This is a genomic window from Microvirga sp. KLBC 81 (assembly GCF_003075415.1).
Taxonomy (GTDB): Bacteria; Pseudomonadota; Alphaproteobacteria; order Rhizobiales; family Beijerinckiaceae; genus Microvirga.
Genome location: NZ_QDAH01000025.1, coordinates 1 through 12,446, shown reverse-complemented (window position 1 = coordinate 12,446; position 12,446 = coordinate 1). Strand labels below are relative to the sequence as shown.

The following is a 12,446-nucleotide window of genomic DNA, read 5'->3' as shown; positions in this document are numbered from 1 at the left end:
GGAAAACTCAGAGGCCGGCGGAGTTATCGAAGCCAGCTCGGGAGTGCTATAGCCGCTCGGAAGCCAAAGTTTCTTTAAAGTTCATTTAAGGGCTCGAGGCCTCCAGGCCGAACGAACCAGTACAGCTTCGCCTAGCTGATCAGCAGGAATTATCGTCGGCATGGGCCGCTGACTGCAGGAAGCAATGGTGTATGCAGGAACAGCTCGGTATGGCAGCGGTGCGGCAGGTATGCAGCACCGCTGCCTTGAGGCTTAGATGGACTCCTTGAGGTCCTTCGCAGCGCGGAAGGCGATCTTCTTCGAAGCCTTGATCTTCACGGGTTCACCGGTCTGCGGATTGCGGCCCATGCGAGCGGCGCGCTTGCGAACCTGCAGGATGCCGAGGCCCGTGAGGCGGATCTTCTCACCCTTCTTCAGGCTCTTGGCAATGAAGTCGATGACCTGGGTCATCATCTCGTTCACTTGGCGCTTCGGAAGCTCGTGCATCTCGGACAACGCCTCAGCGATGTGACGCAGCGTCAGGATACCGTTCGTTGTCGCCGGCCCCTTGGCTGCCTTTTTCACGGCCTTCACGGCAGCCTTTGCCGTGGTCTTGGAAGCGGCCGCCTTGGCGGGCTTCTTGGCAACTGCCTTAGCTGCCGCCTTGGCGGTGGTCTTCTTTGCTGCGGTCTTTGTAGCTGCGGCCTTGCGGGCCGGCGCTTTCTTCGTTGCTGCTTTTGCCACTGGAAACTCCTTTCGAGGCCACGTGCATACTAAATAGCATTATCTGCATAGTGCTTGGGAACAAAGTTCCAAGTTGTCAGAATCGTGTTTCCACAAGGCAAATGTCGCAAAAACACGTCAATAACCTTGATCGATGTCGTTACAGGCCAGTAGAGCCCGCCAAGATACCACCGATCAGGCCCCAATAGGCCTTTCCGCCGCTATTGTCCGGAGCCCCTTCCCATCGGAGGTCAGAATCACCAACTGCACCGGACAAGCCAAGCTGAAACGCACTGATGCGACTGCCGTTAAGTGAGCAGGAAACGCAGTCCGCGGTTGGCTCACATGGAGAAGCACCGATGCGTATCAGCATGAAAGTCACTCTCGTTGCAGCGAGCTTGATATTCCCAACGCTGGCCATGGCAGAGACCGGAGGCGCCGCAGCGGGCGCGGCGGCCGGTGGCGCGGCTGGTGCCGCAGTTGGAGGACCCGTTGGAGCAGCAGTTGGGGCTGGCGTCGGCGGCGCCGTTGGTGGCGCGGCATCCGGCCCGGATCAGCAGAATGTCACCATTGAACATCGGGATGTTGGCACGACAGGAACTGTCGGATGCTCGACGACCACACAGCAAAAGACCGATGTGACGGGCACGACCACAAAGCAGGAGACCAACTGCTGAGCATACGCTGGCTGGGTGGCGCTTATCATGGCACCGCCACTGCAGCCGTCAGCTCACGATCTTGCCGCCAAGTTCGTCCTCAATGTACTGGCGGATGATCTCGTCGAAGCTCTTCTCTGCTTGGAAGCCGAGGCTCTCGGCTCTGCTGGCGTCGAAGCGGCGCGCCCATCCCGACACCATGCGGATGATGTCAGGATCGGGCTCACGGCGGATTCTCGCGGCCACCTTCTCGCCCGCAATGCGCCGCAGGGCCTCGATCTGCTCCGCTACGGTCACCGAGACGCTCGGCATCGTCAGATTGCGCCGGGGACCGATCTTCGCAGTATCGATGGTAGCCGCATGCATGAGGAAGCCAACGGCGGAGCGTGGCGACGCATGGGCGTGTCGCACATCCTCCGGCACAGGCAACACGGCCTCCTGTCCGCTTAAGGGTTCGCGAATGATGCCCGAGAAAAAGCCTGAGGCCGCCTTGTTGGGCCTGCCCGGCCTGACGCAGATCGTAGGCAGACGGATGCCGATGCCATCGAAGAAGCCTCGCCGCGTATAATCGGCCAGCAGCAATTCACCGATGGCCTTTTGTGTTCCGTAACTGGTAAGCGGCGTGAGGAAGAATTCGTCACCGATCGCCTCCGGAAACGGAGCACCAAAGACCGCGATAGAGGATGTGAAAACAAGGCGTGGGTAATAACCATCGCCGATATGCCGAACAGCATCGAACAGATAGCGTGTCCCGTCGAGATTGATCCGGTAGCCCTTCTCCAGATCAGCTTCGGCCTCGCCGGACACGATGGCGGCGAGATGGAAGATGATGTCGGGCCGGCCTGCTACGAGCTTCTCCGCCTCACCTGGTTGGGAAAAATCGGAGGTGAGCGTCGTGATCTCGAAGGGAGCCTGTGGCGCCTGAGGTTCCACCACGTCGTGCAGGACCATGCGCGTGATCGCCTGCCCGTTCAGCTGCCCTTCCTTGAAGAGTCGTTCGGTAAGCTTGCGGCCGACCATGCCGGCCGCCCCGAGAATAAGAATCTGCATGATCAAAAACTTCGTTCAAAACATCCGGCGTAACACGGGCACCCGGGTCAGAAGGAAAGGACAGGTAAACTGCCCGGGGCGTCAGCATCCCGGGCAGTATCGTGTGACTTGGATCGGGATGCTTTACTTTTTGCGAATCTTATCCAGTTCGTCCTGCATCATCTTCACGGTCTCCGGACCGATGGTGGAGGCGTGCTTTTCCCATACAGGCTTAGCCTGCTCGCGCATGCGATTGGCCTCCTGCTCGTTGAGCTCGTTGACGATGACTCCCTCACCCTTGATCTTCTCGAGCGAGGCCTGACCCAGCTCGCGGGAGGCCTTGCGCTGCTCGTCGCGGGCAACGACGGCGCATTCCTTCAGGGCCGCCTGCTCGTCCTTCGACAGCCCGTCCCACAGCTTCTTGGAATAGAGCACCAGGAACGGCGTATAGGCGTGGCGGGTGACCGACAGGTATTTCTGCACCTCGTAGAACTTGGAGGTGTCGATGGTCACGAACGGGTTCTCCTGGCCGTCGATGGCCTTGGTTTCGAGAGCCGTGAACACCTCGCCGAAGGCCATCGGCACGGCATTCGCACCCATGTTCTTGAACGTGTCGAGGAACACGTTGTTCTGCATGACGCGGACCTTCAGGCCCTTGAAGTCTTCCCACTTCTCCACCGGGCGGCGGGAATTCGTGAGATTGCGGAAGCCGTTTTCCCAATAAGCCAGATTGACGAGGCCGACCGTCTCGAGCTTACCATTGATGTAGTTCCCGAACGGACCATCGAGGACGGTGTCGGCCTCCTTCTCGTTGGCGAAAAGGAACGGCAGATCGAAGACGCCGAGATCCGGCAGGATACCAATGAGCGGCGAGCTGGAGGTGACGACCATCTCCTGCGTGCCCGAACGAAGGGCCTGGGTCGCCTGGAGGTCACCGCCGAGAGCGTTGCCCCAGAAGCCCTGGACCTTCAGCTTGCCGCCGGACTTGTCGGCGAGACAGGTTCTGAACTTCTCGACGCCTTTGCCGTTGGGATGATCCTCATTCACGCCGTTGGACAGGCGGATATTGCGTTCCGTGAACTGCGCGGCGGCCGGCACTGCGGACAGGAGCGTCATGGCGACGCCTGCAGCGAGTGCGAATTTCAATGTCTTCATGATAGTTTCCTCTCTCGGTTCTTCTTTCCCTTCTGCTCACCGCCCCCGCAGCCATGACAGGGGCACCATCACCAGGTCTGGGAAGATGATGAGCAGGACGAGCACTATGAGCTGCGCGATCAGGAAAGGATTGACCCCCTTGATCACAGCTCCCATCGGGACGCGGGCGACTCCGCTCACCACGTTGAGCACGATGCCCACCGGCGGCGTGATCAGCCCGATTGCATTGTTGATGATGAACAGGACGCCGAAATAGACCGGGTCGATGCCCGCCTGCTTGACGATAGGCATCAGGACCGGCGTTAGGATCAGCACCGTCGGCGAGAAATCTAGCGCCGTGCCCACGATGACCACCAGGAACATCAGCGCGAACATGAGCAGGGTCTTATTGCCCATGAGCGGCTGGATCAGGCTCCCGATCTCCGCCGGAATATTCGCCTGGGTGATGAGCCAGGCAGAAACCAGCGCCGCCGCTACGAGGAACATCACCACGGCCGTTGTTTTGGCGGCCGTCAGGAAGATCCCATAGAGCATGGACGGCTTCAGCTCGCGATAAACGAACATGCTTATGATGAGAGCGTAGACGGCCGCCAGCACAGCTGCTTCCGTCGGCGTAACAATACCCCACTTGATGCCGCCGAGGATCATCACGGGCATGAGGAGAGCGAAAAAGCCATCGACAAAGGCCTTTCCCCGCTCCCGCATGGTGGTTCGAGGGGTGGTCTTCAATTTGTCTTTCCGGCTGACGATCCACCACGCGACGACGAGAGAAAGCCCCATCATCACGCCGGGAGCGACGCCCGCCAGGAACAGCTGCGAAATCGACACGTTGGCAGCAACGCCAAAGACGATGAAGCCGATGGACGGCGGGATCACGGGTGCAATAATGCCGCCAGCGGCGATGAGGCCGGCAGAGCGCGGGATATCATAGCCAGCATTGCGCATCATCGGGATCAGGATGGCCGCGAGCGCCGCCGTATCCGCGGCAGCCGAGCCTGACAGGGCGGCGAGAATCAGCGCTGCGACGATAGCGACATAGCCAAGCCCACCATGGATATGCCCCAGGCACGCGAGCGCGAAATTGACGATGCGCTTCGACAAGCCGCCGACATTCATAATCTCGCCGGCGAGCAGGAAGAACGGAACCGCGAGGAGTTGGAAGTTATCCGCGCCGATGATCAGGTTCTGCGCCACGATCTGGCTGTCGAAATTGCCGAGCCAAAGCATGAGAGCAAGCGCGCAGACGATGAGTGAGAAGGCGATCGGCATGCCGAGTGCCATGGCCCCAAGCAGGGATACGAGAAAAACGACGATCGTCACTCGAGACGCTCCCTCAGGGCATGCGCTTCATCATCACTGTAATCACCGGCAAACGCCCGGAGCTCATGCTCGCTGATACGTCCGGTGAGCACGCGCAGAATTCTGAACAGAGCCATCGCTCCTAAGCCGAGACTCGTGAAATAGCCGATGCCATAAACCCAGAGCATGGAGATTTCGGTAATGGGGGCATAGTTCGAGGCGTTGATCTCGGCCTGCAGCCAGGTTCCCCAAAAGAAGACGGCGCAACATAGGATCACGAACAGATCGGACAGGACCATGCAGACTTTGCGGCCATTATCGCCAAGCTTCGACACCAGGGTCTCAACACCCAGATGCGCGTTCTCGCGTCCAACGACCACGGCGCCGATGAAGGTCAACCAGACAAAGAAGAAGCGCGACAGCTCTTCGGAAATGTCGATGCCCGTATCAAAGAGATAACGCAGCACGACGTTGCCAAAGACCATGACAACCATGCTGGCTAACAGAAGGACCATGATTCCTTCCAAGCCCTTGAAGAAGAAGGCCCCGACCCTGTTCACATTTCCTCCCAACCTGCTTTGCCGGTTCGCTATTATTCTGTTCGCCAGGGGTGATTATTCAAGTCAGTCCGCCGGCGAAGATGTTCCCGTGCTCAAGCATCCGTCTGAGAGCGCATCTTGAGCAGATGAGCGCATCTTACGCAAGGATCTCCAGGATAAGGCTTCCACAGAAGGTTTCACCCTCTCCTCTTTGCAATCCCCTTGCCTAGTATGGCACAGCCGCCATGAGAGCCACACGAGATGTTTCTTTGTTTCATACTATACTTATGGCTACCTGCCTGCATTCTTCGCGTCGGTGGATATCATGGAGGTCACGTGCATATGGATTGCACAACAAGTGAGCAGCCAATCTCTTCTGCTCGCCACCGTGGTCTAGAATTAGACATAAGAGGATCCAATGACGATCACCCGCGTCGAAACCATTCGGCTCCAGGAGTTCGCGAACATTGTCTGGATTCGCCTCCACACGGATGAAGGACTTATCGGCCTCGGAGAAACCTTCATGGGGGCTGCGGCGGTGGAAGCCTATATCCACGAAACCGTCGCGGCGAAGCTGATCGGCCGCGATCCGCTCCAGATCGAAGGCATCAACCGCGATCTTCAAAACTATCTCGGCTGGCGCTCGGCGGGCGTGGAAACCCGCGGCAACTCGGCCATCGACATCGCCCTGTGGGACATCTTCGGCAAGGCGCACGGCAAGCCCATCTGCGACATGCTCGGCGGCCGCTCGCGCGACAGGATCCGGGTGTATAACACCTGCGCCGGCTACCGATACATTCGCGACAGCCGCGCTCAGAAAGTGGCGAACTGGGGCATTGGACAGGCAGAGGGAGACTACGAGGATCTTGAAGCCTTTTTGCATCATGCCGACGACTTGGCTCACTCGCTGCTGGAGCAGGGCATCACCGGGATGAAGATCTGGCCCTTCGACGTCGCCGCGGAGCGCAGTCAGGGCTATGACATTTCACCTGACGAGCTACGAACCGCGCTTGAACCCTTTGCCAAGATCCGCAAGGCCGTCGGCGACAAGATGGACATCATGGTGGAGTTCCACTCCCTGTGGAGCCTACCGATGGCCAAGAAACTGGCCGGAGCTCTTGCGGAGTTCAACACCTATTGGCACGAGGATCCTTTCCGCCTCGACAATATCGGTGACCTGAAGGAGTACGCGCAGCACTCGAAAGCCTGGGTCTGCGCCTCGGAGACTTTGTCCTATACACATGCCTTCCGGGAGTACCTTGAGACCGGAGTTGCCGGCGTAGCCATGCTCGACCTGTCTTGGTGCGGCGGTCTCACGGAAGCCCGCAAGATCGCAGCCTTGGCGGAAGCCTGGCATGTCCCGGTGGCCCCTCACGATTGCACAGGCCCGGTCGTCTATGCTGCCTCCTGCCATTTCTCGCTTCATGCCCGCAACGCGCTGATCCAGGAAAGTGTCCGCGCGTTCTATACAGGCTGGTATACCGAACTCGTGACGGAGCTGCCGACAGTCTCCAACGGAGAAGTGACAGTGAACATGAAGCCGGGTCTCGGGCTTGAATTACTGCCGGATCTCTGGAAACGGCCGGATGCCATCGTGCGCATGACGGACGCTTCCTGATCGTGCCCGGCCCGAATGCACGCTCCATAGTTTCAAAGTGTGAATTCAATGAGCAATGTAATTGAAGCCCTCGTCGCCGCCCTCGGACCCCAGGTTCGTCTTGGGGCCGACATCCCTGCCCGCAACCATGCCGATGCGAGCGGTTTGCAGCCCGTTGCCCCGCAGGCCTTGATTCTTCCCCAGACCACGGAAGATGTCGCGACAGCACTACGGATCTGCCATGAACACCGCCAGCCGGTGGTTACCCAAGGCGGATTGACTGGCCTTGCAGGCGGCGCTCATCCCCAAAGCGGTGAAATTGCGTTGTCTCTCGAGCGCATGACCGGCATCGAGGAGATCGACCCGGCCAGCGCCACACTCACGGCTCTTGCAGGCACCCCTCTCGCCGTTGTGCAGCAGGCTGCCGAGGATGCGGGCTTTCTCTGTGGCATTGATCTCGGCGCGCGCGGCAGCTGTACCATTGGTGGCAACATTGCCACGAATGCGGGCGGCAACCAAGTGCTGCGCTACGGCATGGCCCGACGCAACACGCTCGGCTTGGAAGCGGTGCTCGCGGATGGCACCGTCGTCCGCTCGCTCAACAAGATGCTGAAGAACAATGCCGGATACGATTGGACGCAGCTCTTCATCGGCAGCGAGGGAACCTTGGGCGTTATCACCCGGGTCGTGATCGGCCTTCATCCGAAGCCACAAGGCGTGCAAACGGCCCTGTGCGCCGTCAGCAGCTTCGATGATGCCCTCGCGGTATTGCGCAGGTTCCAGCAATCCTATCCGGGACGCCTGCTCGTCTTCGAGGCCATGTGGCGGGAATTCATGATGGTCGCGACACAGATCTGCGGCCTGTCGCCAGCTTTCGAAGAAGACCATGACCTGACGCTTCTGATCGAAGCCGATATGGGCGAAGAGCCCGCAGGAAGCGAAGCCTTCTCCACGCTTTTGAGCGATTTCTACGAGCAGGACCTTATCAAGGATGCTGTCGTCGCCCAATCGCGGGCCGACCGCAACCGCTTCTGGGCCTATCGTGAAACGCCTTACGAGTATGGGCGCTTTCTGCCGGAGGAAATTCGCTTCGACGTCAGCGTGCCTCTCGATCGCATGACAGAGGCCGTGGAACATCTGCGCCAAGAGATGCCCCGCCAATATCCGGATGCGGTCTGGGTCGTGTTCGGTCATGTGGCCGACAGCAACATCCACATCAACGTAGCCATCAAGGACATGACGAGCGATACCAAGGAAGGCGTCCAGAACCTCGTCTACGACATGGTCTCCAGACTTGGCGGCTCGATCTCGGCCGAGCACGGCATTGGACGCATCAAGCGGCCCTATCTCAATCGAAGCCGAACCGAGCCTGAGCTCGCCTTGATGGCCAAGATGAAGCAGATCCTCGATCCGGAAGGGATCCTCAACCCGGGACGGGTGCTCTGAGTAACACCACCCGTACAACCAACAGAGACCTCAAAGCATCTGACACGCAGAGGAAAGCAGCATGCGCGCGATGGTGATCACCCAGTTCGGCGGTCCTGACGTATTCAAGTTGCAGGAACGGGAGCGCCCGGCTCCAGGTCCGGGAGAGGTCGTCGTGCGGGTGGTCGCCTCCGGCACCAATCCTGTTGACGCGAAGATTCGACAGGCGGGCTCCTGGGCTCAAATCCCCTTCCCGGCCGTGCTCGGCTACGATGTCTCAGGCGTCATCGAGGAAGTCGGACCCGGTGTCACCGGGTTCCGAGTCGGTGACGAAGTGTTCTACACGCCTGAGATCTTCGGCAATCCCCACGGGAGCTATGCCGAATACACGGTCGCTTCTGCCAGAATCGTCGCACACAAGCCTGCTAACCTTAGCCATGTCGAAGCTGCGGGGATTCCGTTGGCGGGAGGCACGGCCTGGGAGGCCATCGTTCGGCGCCTGAACGTCAGGCCCGGCGAGACTGTGCTCATCCACGGGGGCGCCGGAGGTGTTGGCTCCTTCGCCATCCAGTTCGCCAAAGCCGCAGGGGCGCGGGTCGTCGCAACGGCCAGCAAGGCTAATCACCCTGCCCTGCACGAGCTTGGGGCCGATTTGGCGATTGATTACCACGATGCCGATGTGGCCGATCAGATCATGCGTGGAACCGCCAGCCGCGGCGTCGATGCGTCGTTCGACACAGCTGGCGGCAATGTCTCCATGAGCACCCTGGTGACACGACCGTTCGGCCGGATCGCTACGATCCTTCCACCCGACGGTGACCTGAGCGCCCTCTACACCAAGAACCAAACGCTGTTCGGTACCTTCCTGACACGAGAGGGCGCAAGGTTGCGTGAAATGACGCCGCTGTTCGAGCGCCGGCAGGCAAAGGTCGTTGTAGATACCGTGCTTCCGCTCGAGGATGTTGCAAAGGCTCATGAGCGACTGGACTCAGGGCACGGGCGGGGAAAGATCATCCTTCAAGTCGAACGATGAAAATTTAACGGGAACATCCTCGGCTCAAATTCGGGCGATTCTCCCGCCATCTGGTCAACGCATTGGCGCGCTTGCTCCACTTCTCGTTCGGAGCCAATCTATCCCTAACCAATAAAAATCCGGAACGGATCATGGGAGGGATCAATGGCAGAGAATAAGCAGACTGTGACATCAGGCCGGCCTCAGGAGCCGGTCATTCGGCACATCGGCTTCAACGATCTGGTCGATGCGCTCGCGGCAGGGCTTCGGGACTTCCAAGCCTATCCGACGTTCGGCTTGTTCTTCGGGGCGATTTACACTGCGGGAGGCTTGGTCATCCTCGGATGCGCCCTCCTCTGGGACCTTATTTACCTGGTCTATCCCCTTGCGGCCGGCTTCGCGCTGATCGGTCCCTTCGTTGCGGTAGGCCTTTACGAGGTCAGCCGGTTCCGGGAACGCGGGGAGAAGCCGAGTTGGCGCGCTGTCTTCAGCGCCATTTTGACCCAAGGAGGCAAAGAAATCTCCTGGATGGCCTTTGTCACGGTCTTCATCTTCATCATCTGGATGTATCAGGTCCGCCTGCTGATTGCCCTGTTCTTCGGCCTCCATGGCCTGCCCGCGGGATCATCGTTTCCTGGTGTCTTCTTCTCGACACCGGAGGGCCTGGCCTTCCTGGCAGTCGGCCATGTGATCGGTGCTGTCCTGGCGACCGTCACTTTTTCGATCACCGTCGTCTCCTTCCCGCTCCTCCTGGATCGTGAGGTAGATTTCATCACCGCCATGATCACGAGCTTCCGTTCGGTCGTCAGCAATCCGGTCCCGATGCTGGGATGGGCATTGTGCGTCGCGGTATTGCTGTTCATTGCCGCACTCCCGATGTTCCTCGGCATGCTCGTGGTGCTGCCGGTTCTCGGCTACACGACTTGGCATCTCTATCGGAAGCTTGTCGCTTAGAGGGACAGACGACCTTCACGACGAAGGCCGACACATGATGCCGGCCCTTTTGATAAAGACAATAGAGTTTCCCGTCCTAGAGCTGATTCCATTAGCCTGGAATCGGCTCTCTTTTTGGCTGGGCCGCCTTTCTCGACGGTGAACCGGAGCCACTTCACCCAAAAGTGCTCTAGACCCAGCCGCCGTCGACCAGGTAGGTCTGGGCCGACATGGCACTAGAATCATCCGAGCCGAGGAACAGGGCGAAGTTGGCGATATCCTGCGGCACGAGCTTGCGCTTCACACACTGGCGCTTCAGCAGCTCCTTTTCGCCTTCAGGGGTGAGCCAGAGATCAATCTGGCGCTGGGTCATAATCCAGCCCGGTACGATGCAGTTCACGCGGATGTTCTTGGGGCCCAGCTCGCGGGCCAAGGCGCGCGTAAGGCCGACCACGGCAGATTTGGCGGTCTTGTAGGCCGCGAAGGAATCGTCGCTCACCATGTAACTGGTCGAACCCATGTTGATGATCGAGCCGCCGCCCGCCTTTTCCATATCCGGCAGCACGGCCTGAGCTGCGAAGAACTGATGGTCGAGGTTGGTGGCGAAGCGCTCGCGCCAGTATTCTGGTGTGACCTGATCGATGGTGTGACGATCATCGCGCGCAGCATTGTTGACGAGGATGGCGATAGGCCCGAGCCTTTCGCTGGCGCGTCGGATGGCCGCCTGAAGAGCCGGGATGTCGCGCACGTCGTTATGCTCGAAATGCGCCCGCTCGCCGAGTTCCTTCGCCAGTGCCTCGCCGGCCTCGGCATTGTAGTCAAGGATAGCGACCTTGCTGCCCTGAGCATGGAAGGACCGAGCGATGCTCTCGCCGATGCCGCTGGCACCGCCGGTGATGAGGATCGTCTTACCTTTCAAGGAGCCGTAAATCGTCTGGGTCATGGAACTCTCGTTTCGTCTGAGACAGTCTTGGCGTTGCAGGGCACGAGCCCTGCAACGCCCCGATACCAGGGTCTTGGGCGAGAATTTACTCGCTGCCCTTCGTCTTCGGCACGTAGGGTCCGTTACCGTCGAAGACGTAGGCCGTCTTCACCATGGTGTAGAACTCCTGGGCATAACGGCCCTGCTCGCGCGGGCCGTAGGACGAACCTTTGCGGCCGCCGAACGGCACGTGGTAATCCACGCCGGCGGTGGGCAGGTTCACCATCACCATGCCGGCTTCCGCATGGCGCTTGAAGTGGCCGGCATGTTTCAGGCTGGTGGTGCAGATGCCCGACGACAGGCCGAACGGCGTGTCGTTGGCCAGCTCGAGCGCCTCGTCATAGTCCTTGGCCCGAATGACGGTGGCCACGGGTCCGAAGATCTCCTCGCGTGCCACCCGCATCGTGTTGTCCACCTCCGTGAACAGGGCCGGCGACAGGTAGAAGCCGGGCGCATCGCGCTTGAGAAGTTCACCACCCGCCACGAGCCGGGCGCCTTCCTCCTGGCCGATCTTGATATACTGGAGATCCTGGTCGAGCTGGCTCTGGTCCACCACCGGGCCGATCTGCGTGCCGCTCTTGAGGGCATCGTCGATCACGAGCCCCTGCATCCGCTCCTGCATGGCGGCCACGAAGCGGTCGTGGATGCCCTCCGTCACGATCAGGCGTGAGGAGGCCGTGCATCGCTGGCCGGTGGAGAAGAACGCGCTGTTGATGGCGCATTCCACCGCCACCTTTAGGTCGGCGTCGTCGAGCACCACCATCGGGTTCTTGCCGCCCATCTCGAGCTGGACCTTCTTCATCGGATCAACCGTGACGCAGGTCTGAGCGATCCGGCGCCCGGTCGGCACCGACCCGGTGAACGAGATGGCCGAGACCTTCGAGCTCTGCAGCATCGCCTCGCCGACCACCGAGCCCTTGCCCATCACCAGGTTGAACACGCCCGCGGGCACGCCGGCGCGAACAATGATCTCGGACAGGGCATGCGCGGAACCGGGCACGAGCTCAGCCGGCTTGAACACGACCGTGTTGCCATAGGCCAGCGCCGGGGCGATCTTCCAGGCCGGAATGGCGATCGGGAAGTTCCAGGGGGTGATGAGGCCGACCACGCCGACCGG

12 protein-coding genes are annotated in these 12,446 nt (G+C 60.0%); 5 read left to right on the top strand and 7 right to left on the bottom strand.

Going from position 1 to position 12,446, the window contains the following annotated elements; genetic code table 11:
* Positions 1–252: 252 nt before the first annotated feature.
* The gene (locus tag DC522_RS16350) at positions 253–723 is read right to left on the bottom strand and encodes an HU family DNA-binding protein (RefSeq protein ID WP_116529738.1); all 471 of its coding nucleotides are present in this window, start codon (positions 721–723) and stop codon (positions 253–255) included.
* Positions 724–1,061: 338 nt separating this feature from the next.
* On the opposite strand from DC522_RS16350, the gene DC522_RS16345 reads away from it, so the two are divergent.
* Positions 1,062–1,379 (top strand): hypothetical protein, encoded by a 318-nt coding sequence (locus DC522_RS16345; RefSeq protein WP_116529737.1) that lies wholly within the window; start codon positions 1,062–1,064, stop codon positions 1,377–1,379.
* A 48-nt stretch (positions 1,380–1,427) separates the two neighbouring features.
* Here DC522_RS16345 and denD read toward each other — a convergent pair whose 3' ends face one another.
* The 4 genes from denD to DC522_RS16325 all read right to left on the bottom strand — a co-directional run bounded on the left by denD (position 1,428) and on the right by DC522_RS16325 (position 5,356).
* Entirely contained in the window at positions 1,428–2,408 is a 981-nt protein-coding gene (gene denD / locus DC522_RS16340) for a D-erythronate dehydrogenase (protein WP_116529736.1), read from the bottom strand.
* A 123-nt stretch (positions 2,409–2,531) separates the two neighbouring features.
* Entirely contained in the window at positions 2,532–3,542 is a 1,011-nt protein-coding gene (locus tag DC522_RS16335; protein ID WP_116529735.1) for a TRAP transporter substrate-binding protein, read from the bottom strand.
* 36 nt (positions 3,543–3,578) lie between these two features.
* Positions 3,579–4,862, bottom strand: coding sequence for a TRAP transporter large permease subunit (locus DC522_RS16330; RefSeq protein ID WP_116529734.1), 1,284 nt, complete (start codon positions 4,860–4,862; stop codon positions 3,579–3,581).
* Complete coding sequence (locus DC522_RS16325; RefSeq protein WP_116529783.1) at positions 4,859–5,356, bottom strand: TRAP transporter small permease; 498 nt, start codon at positions 5,354–5,356, stop codon at positions 4,859–4,861. Before DC522_RS16325 ends, DC522_RS16330 begins: the two co-directional genes overlap by 4 nt.
* Positions 5,357–5,798: 442 nt before the next feature.
* Between DC522_RS16325 and DC522_RS16320 the strand changes: the two genes are divergently transcribed.
* The 4 genes from DC522_RS16320 to DC522_RS16305 all read left to right on the top strand — a co-directional run bounded on the left by DC522_RS16320 (position 5,799) and on the right by DC522_RS16305 (position 10,368).
* A complete protein-coding gene (locus tag DC522_RS16320; RefSeq protein WP_116529733.1) occupies positions 5,799–6,998 on the top strand; it encodes a mandelate racemase/muconate lactonizing enzyme family protein in 1,200 nt (399 codons plus the stop codon).
* A gap of 48 nt (positions 6,999–7,046) precedes the next feature.
* Entirely contained in the window at positions 7,047–8,423 is a 1,377-nt protein-coding gene (locus tag DC522_RS16315; RefSeq protein WP_116529732.1) for an FAD-binding oxidoreductase, read from the top strand.
* A 61-nt stretch (positions 8,424–8,484) separates the two neighbouring features.
* On the top strand, positions 8,485–9,435 hold the full coding sequence (locus tag DC522_RS16310) for a zinc-dependent alcohol dehydrogenase family protein (protein ID WP_116529731.1): 951 nt from the start codon (positions 8,485–8,487) through the stop codon (positions 9,433–9,435).
* A 144-nt stretch (positions 9,436–9,579) separates the two neighbouring features.
* A complete protein-coding gene (locus DC522_RS16305; RefSeq protein ID WP_116529730.1) occupies positions 9,580–10,368 on the top strand; it encodes a DUF2189 domain-containing protein in 789 nt (262 codons plus the stop codon).
* A 169-nt stretch (positions 10,369–10,537) separates the two neighbouring features.
* Here DC522_RS16305 and DC522_RS16300 read toward each other — a convergent pair whose 3' ends face one another.
* Both DC522_RS16300 and DC522_RS16295 read right to left on the bottom strand, forming a co-directional pair.
* Complete coding sequence (locus tag DC522_RS16300) at positions 10,538–11,290, bottom strand: SDR family NAD(P)-dependent oxidoreductase (RefSeq protein WP_116529729.1); 753 nt, start codon at positions 11,288–11,290, stop codon at positions 10,538–10,540.
* An 85-nt stretch (positions 11,291–11,375) separates the two neighbouring features.
* The coding region (locus DC522_RS16295) for an aldehyde dehydrogenase family protein (RefSeq protein ID WP_116529728.1) at positions 11,376–12,446 on the bottom strand (1,071 nt) is incomplete at its 5' end.